This is a genomic window from Brevibacillus brevis, assembly GCF_001039275.2.
Classification (GTDB): Bacteria; Bacillota; Bacilli; order Brevibacillales; family Brevibacillaceae; genus Brevibacillus; species Brevibacillus brevis_C.
The window spans coordinates 5380001-5397782 of the sequence record NZ_CP030117.1; the positions used below are offsets into that span (position 1 = coordinate 5380001).

Below are 17782 nucleotides of genomic sequence, written 5' to 3' on the forward strand. Positions count from 1 at the left end.
CTTTTTGTACAGATGACCGATGGCGAGCTTGGCCCGGTTACTCCACGCATGCTCACTGTCTGCGACGAGACGATAGCCTGCCATAGCGGCTTCCTGATCCCCAAGCGCGTCGTACCATCTGGCAATTTCGTAGCTTTCCTCAGGAGATACCGTTATACTCCCTTGCCCTACCAATAGCCGTGTTATGTGAATGTACATCGTGATCAGAGACAGGACGTCCGTCTCGTTATGCCGCAGCACGCCTTCGATGACATCAGGGTCTTGGTCATGCAAAAAGTCGAAATACCGCACCGGTGCCAAATAGCCGGGCAAATCATCCTCGCGAAAAACATCCAGCTTTTCCTGCTCGATGATACCCAATCGGCATGATTCCAGCTCCGCCTTCCACAGTCTCCTCGCCCCGTGCAAAAGGTCAAAATGACCAAAGGTAGGAAGAGCAGGCACTTGATCGCGCACCAGCGTATGCCTCGTCCGCACCTGCGGCCAGTCAAAGGACTTTCCATTAAAGGTCACCAGATGCGAGGACTTCTGTGTTTGCTCCAAAAACGATTGGTACAAGGTCACCTCTGCATGCGGGCCCGGGAGAAAATGCTGGCGCACCACGACATGCTCCCCCTCGAAACGACTGTACCCCAAAAGAAAAATCGCATTGCCTGCCCCGCCTGACAGCCCTGTCGTCTCCGTATCGAAAAACAGCAAGTCTTCTGGCTTCCTGCCCGCAGCGGACAGCGGATGCTCTCGACCAGCCGCTTCCCACATACGAATCGCCTCATACAACTCCGAAAAGGCGTAAGCGCCATGCTGCTGATCGATCGGATAGCGAACCTCGCGAATCATGACGTACTCGTCATCCCAGATGTAGGGCGATGCCTGCATTTGCTTCCACTTGTCGGCAAAAGGTATCTGTAGCTCGGCGCTGCTATCCGCTGGTACAGCCGCCCTCGGCTCTTCCTCCGGCTCTTTCTGGCGAATGGGCGTTTCAGGTTCGCCTGCTGGCGCTACCGCTTTGTCCGTTTCCAGCGAGAGATGTCCCTTCATCCGTTGCAGCTTGGATTTAAGAGACATATGTACTTCCCCCTTGAGCGATTCGCAGCAAGGTCATGGCTAGCCCTTTGCTGCCGTCATCTGTCGCTCCCACACAAGACGGACAGCCTGACTCACATGGGCAAGAGACAATCATCCGCTCTGCCTGCGTCAAAATCGTCTCCATTTCCTTATACACCTGCTCGCTCAAGCCGATGCCTCCCGGATAACGGTCGTACAGAAAAATCGTCGGCTCTTGCGAATGAACAGCCTTTCGTTGCGGTATCACGTGCAGGTCCATCGGGTCGCACATGACAAACAGCGGAGCTACGTGCTGCAACACATGCGCCAAACCAACCAAGCCACGTTCCACATCCTCTGTCCCGATCTCGCCGAGCAGCGCTTCAGAAAAACCAATCCACGCCGCATTTGTATGCAGCTCTTCTTCTGGCAAATGAATCGGTCCCGAGCCGATGTTTTCATGCGTTTCGAACTTGATTTTCTTAAAGATCGTCGCCATCGCATTCACAGCCACTTCACCATAAGCCAACGTGCTCTGTGCATGACGACGGGACTGATCCTGCTCCAATACTTTGAGCGAGACGGCCAAGTTGGCGTCCGTGTAATAATCGACCTGCACTTCCCGGACATACGCCTTCTTTTCCTCGTAGTCCAGCTTTTCCACCTGGAATTGCGTCCCTTGATGCAGGTAGATCGCCTCGTCATGCAAGAGCGTCATGGAGCTGAAACGGTCCATTTCCCCGATGACACGCTCATTTCCCCGCTCACTAATGTCGATGATCACGACATTTTCCTGCGAAGCTGACCGCAGACTGATGTTGTGGGCCGGGAATGAATCGTTCATCCAGAACCACTTGCCCCGCGAGTAATGAAGCACCTGCTCCTCGGTCAAGAACTCCAGAATTTCCACGATTTCCGCACGTCCGAAGGTATCTCCCTCACGAAACGGCAGCTCGTATGCCGCACATTTGAGATGATCCACCAAAATGATCAGGTTATCGGGATTGATCCGCGCTGTCTCAGGACTGCGGTCGAAAAAGTACTCCGGATTGGCGATCACATACTGATCCAACGGCGTGGAGCTGCCGACCATGACGACGACGGATTCCCCCTGCCGCCTTCCCGCCCGACCTGCCTGCTGCCATGTGCTTGCGACCGAGCCCGGATAGCCAGTAATGACACACGCCTGAAGCTGCCCGATATCTACTCCGAGCTCCAGCGCATTGGTGCTGACCACCCCCATAATGTCGCCATTGCGCAAGCCGCGTTCGATTTCTCTGCGCTGGCTCGGCAAATAGCCTCCGCGATACCCTTGGATCGTTTTCGGTCCAAGCTTGCGGCGAATCAGCTCCTGTAAGTAGGTCAGCAAAATCTCTACACGTACACGACTTCTCGCAAACAGAATTGTCTGTATGCCATTGATCAAAAACTGCTCAGTAATGTCCCGCGCCTCCAATGTGGCACTGCGTCTAATATTGAGCTGCTTGTTGACCACAGGCGGATTGTAGAAAAGGAAATGCTTGATGCCAGACGGAGCACCATTGTTGTTGACCAGCTCTACCTCTTCTTCTGTCAGGGCTTCCGCCAATTGCTTTGGATTGGCGATGGTAGCCGATGTGCAAATAAATTGCGGGTGGCTCCCATAAAAGGCGCAAATGCGCTTCAACCGCCGAATGACATTGGCGACATGACTGCCAAAAACGCCACGATATGTATGTAGCTCGTCAATCACGATGTATTTGAGATGCTCGAAAAAGGACACCCACTTAGTGTGATGGGGCAAAATGGCGGAGTGCAGCATGTCTGGGTTGGTGATGACGATATTTCCTGCTTTGCGTACCATCTGCCGGATATTTGCAGGCGTATCACCATCGTATGTTTCGGATTTGATCGAAAGGCCCATTTCCGTAATCAGCTCGTGCAGCTCCGCCTTTTGATCCTGCGCCAAGGCCTTGGTTGGAAACAAGTAAAGAGCCCGAGCCTGCGTGTCTTCCGATAACGTCTGGAGGATCGGCAAATGATAGCACATGCTTTTGCCTGACGCCGTTGGCGTAACCGCGACGATGTGTTTGCCTTCGCGCACATGGCGAAAAGACGTTTCTTGATGCGTGTATAAGGAAGGAATGCCTCTATTCGTCAGGGCGTCTCGAATTCGTTCGTCCAGTTCATCTGGGAATGGAACGGACTTTGCTTCACGAGCAGGAATGACCTTCCAATGCGCAATGTTATCGCGAAATCGTTCCTCTGTTTTTATGTGATCCAATATGGCTGCGATATTTTTTTTCACATTCATTTTCGTCACCTTCTTGCTACCATTTTACGAATGGACGTTCGGTATGTAAACATGGAATAAAGCTCCACTTTGAACAGATATTATTCAAGATGCGAAAGTCGCGGCATAATTTATATTTATTTATTTTATTCCAGCAGGAAAACGCAATTTTTTACATAATTTGTAAAACAATACAAAAAACGATATGAAAGGGTGTTTTATTTTGAAACTTTTTAAAAACAGACTTTATAAGCTAGGTTCCATGCTATTATTAGGGACCTTAACGTTTACCTCAGTTGTTTCTCCAACTTCGGCTACCGAATCTAGTAACATTAAGTACATAGAGTCCATGAATGATACCTTACAAGAAATAGATGAATTTGCAGAGGAAAATGTGCATATTGATTATATTAAAGAAGATGATCAGTTTAGAGAAACTAAGATTATTAGTGACAGTGAACAAGTAATTACCCGGTTAAATAAAGAAACTAATCAATTAGAAATAATTACTGACAATGATGAAGGTTTCACCATAAACTTGGATGAACAACGTAAAAACAAACAGAAAAAAAGCTTAAAGGCTGCAAGACCTAATGAAAGAGGCTCCTCCTTACTTTATGACGGTGAGTATAGAGGATGGTATAATTACTCTAATGGAAAAGATTTTTGGGCTCTGGAATGGGAAGGTAATACTAAAAGCACCTTCGAAAATAATAAGAACTCTAGCAATATCAAAGATTTTATCCAGGCAATTGACACATTAGAAAGTAAAGAAGATAATCTTGCTACTGCTCTCGCTATCGGTGTACCTAGTATAGGAGTTTCAGTAGTTGTCACAGCTATTACTGCAACACCAGCAGCGAAGTTGACGTTATCTGTTTTGGCTGGAATTGCCGCTACTCTTGCATTAACTGCTACTTGCTTAACGATTATGAATGATATGCTACCTACAGTAAGAATAGCGAATCGGACCTTCTATAAGATTTCTATTGAAACACCAAAAATTGCTCCGCTCTCTAACGAATCTTATGAAGAAATTATAACTCAGTAAATTATAAATCCGCCTTTCTCTTAGGGCGGATTAGCTTTTTCAACATCTATAATATTAATTGGAGGTGATTACCCTTGATGTTAGAATTAGTAATTCTCCCTTTGATATTTGCTTTACTATTACCCATCGCATTCAGTGTAAAAAGAATTACAGTGCAAAATGATAAAATAATTGAACTTCTAGAAGAACTGAAAAAGCGTTAAAAGCTATTTCTAAAATCGCTATGTATTGCACCTACTTTATCGGCAAAATCCCAAGGCATGGCGCAAGTGAACAAAAAATGCTGAGCTCCCCTTACGTCCCGATACGATTTCACGCGTAGATGTGAAGCTGGAGCTATTCGGGGGAAATTTGTCCAGGATACGGGAGCATGAAAACGAACCGGGACCAGTCTCTGATGGCTGACTGATCCCGGCTTTTTGTTTAGGAAAGCTGATTTAAATGACTATGCGGCGTTTGATTTCGTTGGATTCGCTGTATGTTTTCCACAAAAAATTGGTATCTTTTCTCGTGGAATTTGGTTCCGTCAGGCATGCCTGCTGTATGCGGCGTCAGCACGACATTTTTCAAAGCACGCAGTTCACTGTCCACGCTGAGAGGCTCCACTGTGAACACATCAAGGCACGCTCCGCCAATCACATTGTTTTTCAGTGCTTCGATCAAGTCCTCTTCACAAATGATCGGCCCTCTCGCTGTATTGACAAGAAGTGCATCGTTTTTCATTTTAGCTAAAAACTGCTTGTCCACTAAATGTCTTGTGGATTCGTTCAGAAAAATGTTCAGGGTGATCACGTCAGACTCGGCAATTAGCGTGTCCAGATCAACCATTGCGGCATCATCGCTCTGTCTGTTTGGGTTAGTGTCGTACGCTAGCACCTTCATCCGGAAGGCTTTTGCCAGCTCCGCTACGCGAGAGCCAATGGCACCAAAGCCGATGGTACCGATGGTTTTTCCTGCGAGCTCGCCACCGACGTAGATGAGCTTGGTCTCATCCTCCCGATTTTTCATCGATTGATCGAGAAAGGAGATGTTTTTGTAATACCCCAGAATCAGCGCCATAATATGTTCGGCTACTGCGTTTGCATTCACGCCAGCCGCGTTGCTCACCCAAATGTTTTTCCTCGTGCATGCCTCAATATCCACGTTGTCAAAGCCCGCACCCGTCTGGACAAACTTCAAGTTGTGCGCTTTGTTCAGCAAATCTTCGTTTACTTGGATATGCTCGGGAATCAATACATTTGCTTCACTGATAAATAACTCGATCTGCTCGGGCTCCACGATCTGTATGCGCCAATCCTGCGGAAACGCTTGTGTCACGCGTTGCTTGGAGTAATCGGTAAAATATCCTGTAATCAATACATTCACTTCTGCCACAGCCCCAGTCTTTTCGTTTATGCATTGGCCCATGCTTCGTAAAAAGCGCGTTTTACATTGGCGATTACCAGCATTGGCGATTCATTTTCAAAGCGCCCCACCTCAAAGGTCATGACTGGCTTTCTGGTCGGTTTTGGGCTCTTGAAAAAATGAATGTCATTGAGCGTCGTGATGAACGTCGTCAGTTCGTTCATGCCAACCTCCGAATCCTTGACGTGAAACGGAAGGTGCTTATCCCCGAAATAGCTGGCTTGTCTGTCTTTCAAGTAACAGTTTCCGAGATGAATGTGTGTCAAATAATCTTTGGCCAGCCACAAGGATTTGTGCGGGTCTTCACCCATAATCGGCAGATGGCTTTGATCCAGCAAGAGGCCAAAATTGTCGTACTCGCTGCGGATCACGCTTGCTACATGCACCGCCTCATGAGTAGGTCCGAGCAAATAGTTGCGGTCGACAAGCCGATCCCCGATCTCCAAGGAAATGCACAGCTCGTACGTATCGGCTTTTTCTTTTGCGTACTTGCACAGCTCCATGCCCGAAGCAATAAACGCCTGGATGTTTTTCGGCTTGTTTTCCTCGCCTTCGAATTTGCCCGTCACGATATGCATGATTTTCGCGTTCATTTCATAGCAGTGGTCGATCAGCATTTTGCCTGATTGGATAGACTTGTTGCGAACGGCCGGGTCCAAGGAGCTGAGATCAATCTGCAATTCTCTGGCTGCATCCCCGCCGTTGAAAATAACCTCGACTCCGCTGTACGCCATATACTTTGCCGCTTGTTCCCTTGTCTCTTTGTCCGCGATATAGGAGACTTCTACCGCTGTAAAGAATGGGTCTTCCAGGATCGCAAGGAGACTCGGAAGCATTTGTTCTGGTCTGCTTTGTGAAAAAGGAAACAGCTTAGGCAAGACTATACCGATACTCGCCATCTTCTCCACTGGGTAGATCATACGATTTTCCCGGACAGAATCAGCTCTGGCAACTCTTTTACGGTGTCGAGCACATGCGTATGATAGTACTTGCCCCATACCTCGATTGGCGTCGAGCCTTGCATCACGCCAATGACCGCTTTGCAGCCTGCGTTGTAGCCTTCCAGCATATCTGCTGGTGTATCGCCGAGCTTGATGACTTGTCTGACGTTTTGGACGTTCAAATATTCCATCGCCTTGAAAATCATGAACGGTGCCGGGCGTCCTTTGCCTTCTGGTACCATATCCAGGTCTACTGCGTAATCGATCAAGCCATCCTTCACCCAACCGAGCGACTCCATGATGACGCTGTTGATCTCTTTGTGGAACCCTGTCCCAGTCGCTACCTTGATGCCATTCTCCTGGCACCATTTCAGCGTTTCGGTTGCGCCTGCGATTTCTCGGCAATTTTCCTGATAGAACGCAATCATGTATTCGGTGTACCGCTCATACAGCTTAACCGCTTCCTCATGCGTCGAGCTGTCGATATCGATTTCAAAGTTTTTGAAGTCGATGATGTTTCCTTTTGTTCTCGCAATCAAATATTGATAGAGATGAATCTTGTTCGTTCCCATGTGCGTGCTGATTTCATCTGGTGTCACGTTTAATCCGTATTCCACAGCCGCTTTATGCAGACAATCTCTCACTGCGTTATCGTCCTCTACCAACGTTCCTGCCAGATCAAATACAGCCAATGCGATACCGTTTTTCATTTTTCCATCTCTCCTGTTCGCTATGTTTTATTGATTCAGTGCTTTTTCGAGTTCTTTTTGTGCCTTTTCCTTCGCCACTTTGAGCGCTTCTGCGGCAGGAATGTTTTCGATCAGCACCTTGTCTTTCGCCAACTCAATTTCTGCATAAATTTTGCCGCCTGTCGGGTCTACAAAAGGAGCAATTCCATTCGTTTTCGCCTGTTCCAAAGGTACCGAGAAGTACGGATTTTCTTTCAATTTGTTCTGGTATATTTCTGTGTTCACGGCGCTGTCCCGAATGGGAATGTAGCCTGTTTGTACGGCCCAGTACGCTGTTTTTTCTGCTTCCGAGAAGTACTTCACGAATTCCCACGCGCCCTCTTGCTGTTCTTTGGAGGATGCTTTGAACAGGTTGAACATGACCGAAATGGCTACAGGTCTAGGTGGTTGTCCATTGAAGCCTTTTTGCATACCGGTTGCTACCTTGGTGAAATCCAGATCGCCCCCGTCACCGGAAGAGCCTGTGTAACCTGCGGATTTTCCGTTCATCACGTTGTCGATGGTTTTGTACCACCATTCCCAGCCATTGCCGCCATAGACGGTATCCATGATTTTGTCCTCATGAATGTACTTGCGAATGCTGTCCCACGCATACACCCATTCCTTCGAGTCGATCGTGACAGTCTTGCCGTCTTCGCTCACGATATCGCCGCCAGCAGAACGGGCGTAGTCGATCAAATGCTCCGTGTACCACATGATGGACCAGCCGTTGATTCCTTCTTTTTCTTTGATGAGCTTGGCTGCATCCGCCAATTGCTCGAAGCTCGTGAGTGCATTGTAGTCAATCTTGTATTTGTCAAAAATATCTTTGCGGTAGTACATCATTTGTGTGCTGACATAGGCAGGAACACCCAGCATCGTATCGTTGTACTTTCCTTGCTCTAGCAGCAGAACATCGTCCTTTTTATACTCCGGCTGATTAATCTGCTCATCCAACGGCAGCAATGCCTCGCTTTTCGCCAGCTTCATAAATTCCGGATAAGCATTGATTGCCAGGGCTGGGGGCTTGCCTGCTGCCAGCGATGCCTGGAGTGCCTGCAACGTCTCGCTGTAGTCACCTTGGACAATCGGAACGACCTCGTATTTTTCGTTGCTGCTGTTAAAGTCCTGCACGATTTTTTGCATCGTCTCCCCGAGCTTGCCGCCGAGACCGTAGTAGAACTCCAGCTTGATTTTCTCGTTCGGGCTGGATGCTGCATTTGTGTTGCTGTCAGATGCGGCGTTGTTCGAACAACCAACGGCTCCCGTAAAAATAAGCGCAGAACTCAGGATGGAAAAAATGACGCCCTTGGTGTTTCGCTTCCGATTTTTCACAATGACTCCTCCCAGTACATAGCGGTCTTGGTCTATTTGTTGACATACAGATTAGCCATGGAATGAATAATTCTTTTGCTGGCAATTGCGAGCAGGATCAGCATAGGCGCCAGTGAAATCGCACACGCTGCCATCGCCAGTGGGAAGTCCATCCCGTAGCCCGCCTGACTCATAAACAACCGCCGCAAACCAATCGTGACGAACATGTTTTCCTCCGACTTGATCAAGAGCGAGGGCCACATATAGTTGTTGTAGCTGTAAATAAACGTGATCAACACCAGCGAAGCAATCGCGTTTTTGCAATAAGGGATATACACGGTGAAAATGAGTCGTAGATGCCCCGCCCCATCCAGCTTGGCAGCATGCACCACATCCTTTGGCACCTGCGCAAACGATTGCCGCAGGAAAAAGATCGCAAAGATGCTGATGAGCTCGCTGAGAATATAACCGAAGTGCGTATCCAGCAAATTCGCTTTGGACAGCAAAATAAAGGATGGAATATACGTTACTGCTGATGGAAGCATGTACGTCGCCAAAATAAGCACGAAACAGTACCGAACCCATCTTTTCTGCGCCGTCGCGAAGACATACGCCGCAAAAATCGCGGTGAAAATTTGAAAAACAATGATGATTAGGCTGACAGAAATGCTGTTCCACAAATAAAGCAGCATCTTCGTTTCCGTGAATACGCGGATGTAATTCTCAAAATGAAAGGTAGAAGGCAGCAGGCTCCCGCTGTACACCTCGCTTTTGGACTTGATCGAAATCAAGAACATCCAGAGAAACGGAAACACCATCAGTACGCTTAACAAAATGAACATTGCATAATTTATGCCTGTTTTTAATTTTGCCAAGGACACAGCTCCCACCTCATTTGGTAAACAGTAGTTTGGACAAGAAGAAATTCAATGCGCTGATCAAGAGACACATACCTAAGAAAATCATCGCCAACGCTGAAGCTGGTCCCGTCTCAAAATATTCAAAAGCGAGCACGTAGAAGTAGTACAAGATGGTCGAAGTCGCACCTGAAGGCCCGCCTTGCGTCAAAATGTAAATCTGATCATAGGCTTTGAGAGAATTCAGCGTAAAAAAGACGAACAGAAAAACAAGAATCGGTGAGATCGCAGGCAAGGTGATTCTGAACAATTTTCGTAATCCTCTCCCTCCATCCAAAACATTCGCTTTCTCTACTTCCGGGTCCAATTTCGCGAGAGCAGAGGAAAGCAGCAAGATTCCCAGCCCCATGTACTGCCAGATGGTGACGATCATGACGACAATCATCGCTGTCGTTTGTCCACCCAGCCACTTCACTGGCTCCATACCGAAACCTTTCAGGACATAATTGACAATCCCCGAATCGGCATCGAATATGCTGACCCATACCATGGACACGACCACAGTCGGCGTGATCCACGATGAAAAGGCACTCGCCACAAAGAAATGGCGAAACTTCTGTATTTTGTTTAACCGGATCGCCACGAACAGCCCGAACAGGATCGGCGGAACGACTGTAAAAAAGGTAAACACCAAGGTGTTCAGCAGCACCTTCCCGAAGAAAGCATCGCTCATCAAGTTTTGGTAGTTTTCCAGCCCAACGTAGTCATAATCAGGTGAAATATAGTTCCAGTCGGTAAAACTGATCTGGAACGTTTTGATCATGGGGTAGATCCAAAAAATAACTAACGGAATCAGTGTCGGCAAAAGTAACCCAAGCGACCACGCGTTATCCTTGATCGTTTTGCTGATTGGTCTGCCCATTTACTCGTACTCCTTGAAGATGTCTTTGATCGGTTGCCCATCACATGGATGAGCAATTTGGAACAACTGCGCCAGTGTGGGTGCAATGTTTTCGATGTTTGTTTCTTCAATCACTTTGCTTTTCGTAAAGGCATCCCCTAAGCACAAGAGAAATCCATTCATCTCATCGACATTGGCGGGATGATACCCGTGCAGGCTTTTCATCTCCTTGTATTTCGGTTGTTCGGGAAACGCAATATCTTCACCGCATACCGTATGCTTCAAATCGAGGATGCCGAAGGGCCTGCACGTTGAAGGAGTGTCCTCTGCCAGCTCATAAAATTGGTTCACTTCTGGCATCTGTTCAAAAAACGCCATGATTTCTTTGTTTTGCTGATGGTCTAACGAGCTATAAAACAACAACGCCCCGCTGCCGTCCCCGACGAATTTAATTTGTTTGTTTCGAAAATGCTGCTTCCACTGGCTTTTGGCCAAAATCTCATTCGGGTAAAAAAACGAGCGAATATCGCTTTGCCCATGATCTGAGAAAATGATCAGGTTGAATGGTTTTTGTGTCTTTTTCAACGTTTGCTCAATTTGATCGAGATACGTAAGCAGTTCCTTTAGGCACCGCATTGCCTCCGTCGAGTCTTTCCCATATTGGTGAGACAACGCATCATAACCGACGAACCTTGCCGCTATAAAATCATAGGTTTCCGTTTTGATCGCCCGCATCGTTTCACGCCGTGCGACATCGTCGATTTCCTCAACTGAAACCTTTGACTTTAGCTTTTTTTTGCTGCCCGATTCCGTAATCAAATGGTGTATATACGGATTTCCGGACGTCATGGGCCAATGAATGCAGCAGCTCGTTCCTGCCTGTCTCGCCAACGAATGAAAAATCGTCTGCTTATGAAGTGCTTCGTTGCAAAGAATCTCGTGGTCGCCATACAACGCTACTCTTTCCAGCGTTTCCGGGCGAGCTACGATATTATCAAAGACACCATGCTTACCCGGCTGGCTCCCGGTCATCGCTGCCGCATGTGCGGTAAATGTAACCGAAGGAAACGTCGTGATCAGTTTTTTACAAAAGGAGTAATCATTTTCTATCCAGTGCCGCGCGTAAGGTTCAAAGCTTTGATAACTGATGCCGTCTAACGAGATGAGTACATTCATGGGCGGCACCTCAGGTTCTTTTGCGTGTGCTTGTCAAATACATGGACATGAGCGGAATTAATCCCTACGTTCACCTTTTGACCCTTTGCATACGTCTGGGTAAAGCTTTTTTTCACGATGAAATTGCTCCCGTTATACTTCAAATGGATCAGCACATCCGTTCCGATAATTTCCGTGAACAGTACCTCCATGGCGAGTGCCTCGTCGCTGTTTTCGGTGAGAAAGCAATGCTCTGGTCTGACTCCCGCGACAATCTCAGGAGCTTGTTCCATCACGTCGAGCGGGAGATTGGTTTCCAGCAGCACCCCGTCTACCTCCACATAGACCCCGCTATCTCGCTGAATCAGACTCGCTTCCATATAATTAATGGGCGGTGAGCTGATGAAATTGGCAACGAACATATCCACTGGGCAATCGATGATTTCCATCGGCGTTCCGATTTGTCGGAACTTCCCTTCTGCCATAATCGCGATTCGATCCCCTAAGGTAACCGCCTCCACCTGATCATGCGTCACGTAAATGAACGTCGAATCCAGGCGCTCATGCAGCTTTTTGATCTCCATTCTCATTTCATTTCGCAGCTTGGCATCCAGATTGGACAAAGGCTCGTCCATCAAAAAGACCTTTGGCTCCTTTACGATCGCTCGCCCGATGGCTACCCTCTGTTTTTGCCCACCAGACAATTGACTGGGGAACCGTTTCAACAAATGATCAATTTGCAAAATATCCGCTGCTGCCTTGATGCGCTTTTCTCGCTCTGCTTTTTTGATCTTTTTTATTTTCAGGCCGTATGCCATGTTTTCGTATACGGTCATATGTGGATAAAGGGCATAGTTTTGAAAAACCATCGCAACTCCTCGATCCTTTGGCTCCACTTCATTGACGCAAACATCACCAATGTACACATCGCCTTGGGTGATCTCTTCAATCCCGGCAATCATTCTGAGCAGTGTAGATTTTCCACATCCGGACGGTCCCAATAACACCAGGAACTCTTTGTCTTTGATTTCCAGACTGATATCGTCCAGGGTGTATTTATCGTTGGTATATTGCTTGGACAATGACTTCAGCATAATACTCGACATGTTGAAAACCCCTTCATCATTCAATCTTTATTGGACAATTGTTATTTTTTCTTATACACACCAACAAACTCATTTTTGTTCAAAAATGTTTGTACACTCATCGTAATCCAGCATTGTTAACTGCGTATCAAAGCGCATTGTGGTCTTTGTAAACCAGCGCACACGACGAAAAAAAGCAATCAGATCAACCTTTCCTTGATCCGATTGCTTTTCTTTATGAGAGTATTTGTATGTGTTTCTTATCTTGTATAAAGAATGGACCCTCTTTTTCGTAAAAGAAGTGTAAAAGTCCGTTAATGAAACAAGGATGCAAGATGATGCTCCAACACTTTCGTAATCCGTTCCCCATCGACACGCTGCGGTTCGAGATAGGCATGCAGCGCCAGTCCATCGATGACGGCATAGAGCTTCTCTGCTTCCATCTCATTGTCGATCTCTTTGCGTAATAGATTCAGTTGATCAGCAGAGTCCAACAGCTTGCGGACACCGGCATAGATCCCGTCGTGCTGTGCATCAAAGCCTTCTTTCTTGTGCCGGAAGTACACCGTAAAAGCAAACCACACTTCCATTTCGACCATCTTTTCTTGATTCGTAGGGAGAAGCTCCAGAAAGATTTTGGTGATTTTCTCTTTTGGCGCCCATTCTTCATTCGCGTGAATTTCAGCAATTCGAGCGATCGCCCTCTCTTTTACGAGCTGCATGGCATACATCAGCAGTTCATCCTGTGTTGCGAAGTAATGTCGCAAAGCACCTAATGAAAGTCCTGCTTCTTTTGCTATGCCCCTTACCGTTGCTCCCTCCATTCCTTGCTCGACAATGACACGCCACGTTGCTTCTGCTATTTGTTCTCTTCTTTTCTCATGATCGATTATTTTTGGCATAGTTGTATTTTAACAAGATTTTCAAGGGACAAGCAACTTTAACAATACAGTTGTATTACTTTAAGTTTGATGATAAGATTCCTTTTGTTAGTACGGTTGTATTACAAAAACTTCTCATACAGGAGAAGAAACTTCCGAAAAGGGGACCTATACTAGTGAATTTTGTTGCATGGATGATTGTCGCATGCGAAATCGCATTTTGGGTGGTCATTGTACTTGGCCTTTTCACAAGGTATGTGCTCAAACAAAAAAAGGCCGGGCTTTTTCTTCTCGCCCTGACGCCTGTTGTTGATGTAGTTTTGCTCGTCGTTACGAGCGTGGACTTGTATCGTGGAGCTACCGCTACGATTCCTCATGCGCTGGCTGCCGTTTATATCGGGGTATCGCTTGCGTTTGGGAAAAGCATGATTCAATGGGCGGATGAAAAATTTCAGCAATATGTCACCAAGCAAGGTACGCCTAAGCCCAAGTTATATGGCATGGAGTATGCCAAGCATTACGCCAAAAGCTGGTTTAGACATCTCTACTCCTATGTAATCGGGGCGGCTCTCTTAGCGGGGACCATCTACTTTATCGATGATGCGGAGCGAACTGCTTCATTATGGCATATTCTCCGGCTATGGACCGTTGTTCTGGGGATTGATCTGTTGTTTACAGCCAGCTATTTTCTCTTTCCAAAGAAAGATAAGCGAGGCACCTCTTCCAAAAATAATTGGTGAGAGGCTTTCCTACCAGCTTTCATCTTCGCCGTCATCCTCACCAAAAGCAAGTTCAATGTGAATAAACTGAATGACCAACTGGCATATTTGGTCGTTTTCATCCAACCCAAAATAGACAGGATAGGCTCCGTCTCCAAATCCCGTCTGAATCATCGGAATCGATAAATCGGTGCCTGGTATCGTCCAGTTTATATAGTCTCCAGCGCTTCTTTGGTATTGGGGATGGTCTTTGTAGCTTTGTGCAAAAACACCAGCAAAATAATCATCATAAATATTGCCCTCTGGATTGTCTTTTTTCCAGCTATCATAAAAATCCAGATAAGCATCCCTCGTTTTGACATCTACCACAGTAGCAAGGCCCGCATCCACATTAAAGCCAAAATATTCACCTTCCCCAAGATTTTCGAGATCCTCGTTTCCAATGAGGGCTTCCGTAAATTTTTGGGGAGTTTTATCTGTAAACTCTACCTTAGCAGCTGCATACCGGTAATGGTCTTCTTCAACGGTTACCACACAAACGGTTAATGGGAAGGTTCCTGTAGGGACTTTTCGAAAATACGGGGCACTACTTCTCTCCAGATACACAAGCGGATCACGAACGATGATATCTCCAGTGGGAATCGTGATTTCTCCCAAAGAAAGCAAGTTGATTGGTTTCCCACTGATCTCCGTTGATGTGAAATAGGTGTGTAAATCAACAAGAGACTCTAACATCGGTTTTTTTTGTTCATAGCGTGCTAGCCATTGCTCGTTTGGAATCTTCGTCATCTTTATACCCATCCTACTATTGTCAATTTGTCAATCACTCCTGAAATTATACAAAATCACCCATAGAAACGATAGTACGGCTTGAATGTTTGCATAACGGGCAAGCCGATGCATAGGCATGATTAGTGGATGAAGTACGACAATACCTATGCCTGTCCAAGGATAAAGGAGGTTGCCCAGATGAATCCGCCAGACAAGGGGAATCAAATTCCCCAACCGATGAGGAGAGACGGGACCGGATGGGTCGATCTCGGCCCACGGAACGTCATGCGTGATCGGCAAAATCCGAATATGCTAGCTCCTCCCGTCACAGATGCGGGCTTGCTGCCCAATCTGAAGTTTTCCTTTTCAGATGCCTTCATGACGTTAAATCATGGCGGTTGGTCCCGGGAAGTCACCATTCGCGAGCTGCCAATCGCCACTACACTTGCGGGTGTAAACATGAGCCTGACGCCAGGCGGGGTTCGCGAGCTACACTGGCATCAGCAGGCGGAATGGGCTTACATGCTGCTCGGACGTGCACGAATTACGTCCGTTGACCAACGCGGACGGAATTTTATCGCGGATATCGGAAAAGGCGATCTGTGGTATTTCCCTCCCGGCATCCCCCACTCGATTCAGGGACTTGAGGATGGCTGTGAGTTTTTACTCGTTTTCGACGATGGGCATTTTTCTGATCTGAATACGCTATCGATCTCCGATTGGTTTGCTCATACGCCAACAGATGTGCTTTCTGCGAATTTTGGTGTGCCTGAACCAGCCTTTGCCGACATTCCTGGCAAGCAGGTGTACATTTATCAGGACGAGGTTCCGGGTTCTATCGAAGCAGATGAAGTGGAATCTCCGTACGGAACCGTCCCCCTCCCTTTTTCCCATCGTTTACTCGCCCAACGTCCCCTCATTACACCTGGAGGAAGTGTGCGCATCGTCGATTCCCGCAACTTTCCGATCTCCAAAACAATAGCGGCAGCACTCGTAGAGCTACATCCCGGTGCCATGAGAGAGCTGCATTGGCATCCCAATAACGATGAGTGGCAATATTACATTTCAGGCCAAGCGCGGATGACCGTTTTTACCGGAAACGGAAACGCCCGAACCTTTGACTACCAGGCAGGTGATGTCGGTTACGTTCCTTTTGCAACAGGGCATTATATCCAGAATACCGGGACAGAAACGGTGTGGTTTTTTGAAATGTTCAAGAGCGACCGCTTTGTCGATGTGTCGCTGAATCAATGGATGGCCCTCACCCCGCATGAACTCGTCGCTTCCAATCTGTGTGTAGGTCCTGAATTACTAGATGCCTTGCGCAAGGATAAATGGCCTGTTGTCAAATATCCTGGATATGGCTATGTCCCCTGAATGCCAGAAAAGACCAGCCCTCATGGACTGGTCTTCTTATTACTTCTCTTTTTTGGGAGTCTTGTAGCTCTTCGGTTGGTTCAACCCACGCTGCTCCATGACCTCACGCAGACGGTCCGGGTAATCCGTAATGATCCCGTCTACGCCATCGTCGATCAGCTTGTTCATCGTAGGTGCGTCATTGATCGTCCACGGAATCACCTTCATCCCGACCTTGTGTGCGTCCTCTACCATTTTCTTCGTGACATAGGGCACGTAATTCTCGTCAGTGACTTTGCCGTTTTGTGGAGAGCCATGTACAGGGGAAATGGCGTCTGCACCGAACGAGTGGGCGGCCGCCACGAGGTCTCCTCCAAAGTCGTCAATGTCGATTCCACCCAACCACGGTGAAGCTCCCGGTTGACCTGGCTGCAAGAATTGCGCACCGTTCGTCAGTGCCACAATCGGCAAGCGCGGTTCAACCTCTTTCATGCGCATGAGCGCCCCCCAGTCAAAGCTTTGGATCGATACCCGATCAAGCATACCGGCATCGCGGACTTCGCGAGCGACAATCTGTACGAAATCTTCGCGTGGAGCAGTTTGCTCCGGTGCTCCCGCCTCTACCTTCGTCTCGATATTCATCCATACATGATTGGCCTTGTAGTCCTTGACGAGGTCAAATACATCGCTTAACAGCGGCATCCTGGCACCTGGGCTTGGACGCTGCCCGGGGTATTGCGGCAATGTCTGCGTGCCACAGTCCAGCGTGCGAACTTGGTCGAGAGTCAGGTCCTTTATATACTTGCCAACGTACGGATACTCAGGATCGCCAGCGAAAAGTGGGCTTGTATCTCGGCACTTGGCACCCGAAATTTTGCGGTCATGCGTAATAACTGCCTGCTTGTCCTCCGTGATTTGCACGTCGAGCTCAAGCGTGCTCACACCTAATTCAAGGGCGTGGGAGAACGACGCCAATGTGGATTCTACTGTGAGTCCGAGTCCGCCGCGATGAGCTTGCAGATCAAACTCTTTTGGAGAGGTTTTTGACCAGTGCGGATTCCCGGCGGCAGAGGCGACTGATGCTACACACATCATAAGGGCGGCAGTTGCTACCATCACTTTTTTCTTCATCATTTGCTTCACTCCTTACAGTATGTATTACCGTTCCCACTATAAATGAATGATGTAAATTTCCCTTTCGATCTCCATTAAGGAATCATGAAAGATTTATTTACCCGAAAAATGGAACAGCGGCGAACTAAGACCTGAACACAGAATCTTAGACTCGCCGCTGCTTTATTTA

Annotated in this window: 16 protein-coding genes (1 of these 16 only partly in view); 3 read left to right on the forward strand and 13 right to left on the reverse strand. The window is 47.5% G+C overall.

Annotated features, from left to right (window positions below; translation table 11 throughout):
- Positions 1-1065 carry the 5' portion of a ribonuclease H-like domain-containing protein gene (locus AB432_RS26020; RefSeq protein WP_048034765.1) on the reverse strand. The gene continues 318 nt to the left of window position 1, outside the view, so only the first 1065 of its 1383 coding nucleotides appear in the window; the start codon lies at positions 1063-1065; the stop codon falls past the left edge of the window.
- A complete protein-coding gene (locus tag AB432_RS26025; RefSeq protein WP_048034766.1) occupies positions 1055-3337 on the reverse strand; it encodes a DEAD/DEAH box helicase in 2283 nt (760 codons plus the stop codon). The genes AB432_RS26020 and AB432_RS26025 overlap by 11 nt, the downstream gene beginning before the upstream one ends.
- Before the next feature lie 328 nt (positions 3338-3665).
- Here AB432_RS26025 and AB432_RS26030 point away from each other — a divergent pair, with 328 nt between their 5' ends.
- Complete coding sequence (locus tag AB432_RS26030) at positions 3666-4367, forward strand: geobacillin-26 family protein (protein ID WP_162630270.1); 702 nt, start codon at positions 3666-3668, stop codon at positions 4365-4367.
- Positions 4368-4790: 423 nt separating this feature from the next.
- Here the strand turns inward: AB432_RS26030 and AB432_RS26035 are convergent, their stop codons facing one another.
- The 9 genes from AB432_RS26035 to AB432_RS26075 all read right to left on the reverse strand — a co-directional run bounded on the left by AB432_RS26035 (position 4791) and on the right by AB432_RS26075 (position 13654).
- The gene (locus AB432_RS26035; RefSeq protein WP_082196000.1) at positions 4791-5774 is read right to left on the reverse strand and encodes an NAD(P)-dependent oxidoreductase; all 984 of its coding nucleotides are present in this window, start codon (positions 5772-5774) and stop codon (positions 4791-4793) included.
- The gene (locus AB432_RS26040) at positions 5759-6691 is read right to left on the reverse strand and encodes a sugar phosphate isomerase/epimerase family protein (RefSeq protein ID WP_048034768.1); all 933 of its coding nucleotides are present in this window, start codon (positions 6689-6691) and stop codon (positions 5759-5761) included. Before AB432_RS26040 ends, AB432_RS26035 begins: the two co-directional genes overlap by 16 nt.
- The gene (locus tag AB432_RS26045) at positions 6688-7422 is read right to left on the reverse strand and encodes an HAD hydrolase-like protein (RefSeq protein WP_048034769.1); all 735 of its coding nucleotides are present in this window, start codon (positions 7420-7422) and stop codon (positions 6688-6690) included. Before AB432_RS26045 ends, AB432_RS26040 begins: the two co-directional genes overlap by 4 nt.
- A gap of 27 nt (positions 7423-7449) precedes the next feature.
- Positions 7450-8775, reverse strand: coding sequence for an ABC transporter substrate-binding protein (locus tag AB432_RS26050; RefSeq protein ID WP_048034770.1), 1326 nt, complete (start codon positions 8773-8775; stop codon positions 7450-7452).
- A 32-nt stretch (positions 8776-8807) separates the two neighbouring features.
- Positions 8808-9635, reverse strand: a complete 828-nt coding sequence (locus AB432_RS26055) for a carbohydrate ABC transporter permease (protein WP_048034771.1) — start codon at positions 9633-9635, stop codon at positions 8808-8810.
- Between the two features lie 10 nt (positions 9636-9645).
- Positions 9646-10533, reverse strand: a complete 888-nt coding sequence (locus tag AB432_RS26060) for a carbohydrate ABC transporter permease (RefSeq protein WP_048034772.1) — start codon at positions 10531-10533, stop codon at positions 9646-9648.
- Positions 10534-11688: an alkaline phosphatase family protein gene (locus AB432_RS26065; protein ID WP_048034773.1), complete on the reverse strand. Its 1155-nt coding sequence runs from the start codon at positions 11686-11688 to the stop codon at positions 10534-10536.
- Positions 11685-12773 (reverse strand): ABC transporter ATP-binding protein, encoded by a 1089-nt coding sequence (locus AB432_RS26070; RefSeq protein ID WP_048034774.1) that lies wholly within the window; start codon positions 12771-12773, stop codon positions 11685-11687. The genes AB432_RS26065 and AB432_RS26070 overlap by 4 nt, the downstream gene beginning before the upstream one ends.
- A gap of 293 nt (positions 12774-13066) precedes the next feature.
- Positions 13067-13654: a TetR/AcrR family transcriptional regulator gene (locus AB432_RS26075; protein WP_048034775.1), complete on the reverse strand. Its 588-nt coding sequence runs from the start codon at positions 13652-13654 to the stop codon at positions 13067-13069.
- Between the two features lie 155 nt (positions 13655-13809).
- Here AB432_RS26075 and AB432_RS26080 point away from each other — a divergent pair, with 155 nt between their 5' ends.
- Positions 13810-14373, forward strand: coding sequence for a YEATS domain-containing protein (locus tag AB432_RS26080; RefSeq protein WP_048034776.1), 564 nt, complete (start codon positions 13810-13812; stop codon positions 14371-14373).
- 9 nt (positions 14374-14382) lie between these two features.
- Here the strand turns inward: AB432_RS26080 and AB432_RS26085 are convergent, their stop codons facing one another.
- On the reverse strand, positions 14383-15141 hold the full coding sequence (locus AB432_RS26085) for a DUF4241 domain-containing protein (protein WP_048034777.1): 759 nt from the start codon (positions 15139-15141) through the stop codon (positions 14383-14385).
- Positions 15142-15321: 180 nt separating this feature from the next.
- Between AB432_RS26085 and AB432_RS26090 the strand changes: the two genes are divergently transcribed.
- Positions 15322-16500 carry an oxalate decarboxylase family bicupin gene (locus AB432_RS26090; RefSeq protein WP_048034778.1) on the forward strand — a complete coding sequence of 393 codons (1179 nt, stop codon included), beginning with the start codon at positions 15322-15324 and terminating at the stop codon, positions 16498-16500.
- A 39-nt stretch (positions 16501-16539) separates the two neighbouring features.
- Here AB432_RS26090 and AB432_RS26095 read toward each other — a convergent pair whose 3' ends face one another.
- A complete protein-coding gene (locus AB432_RS26095; protein WP_048034779.1) occupies positions 16540-17613 on the reverse strand; it encodes a glycerophosphodiester phosphodiesterase in 1074 nt (357 codons plus the stop codon).
- Between the last annotated feature and the right edge of the window lie 169 nt (positions 17614-17782).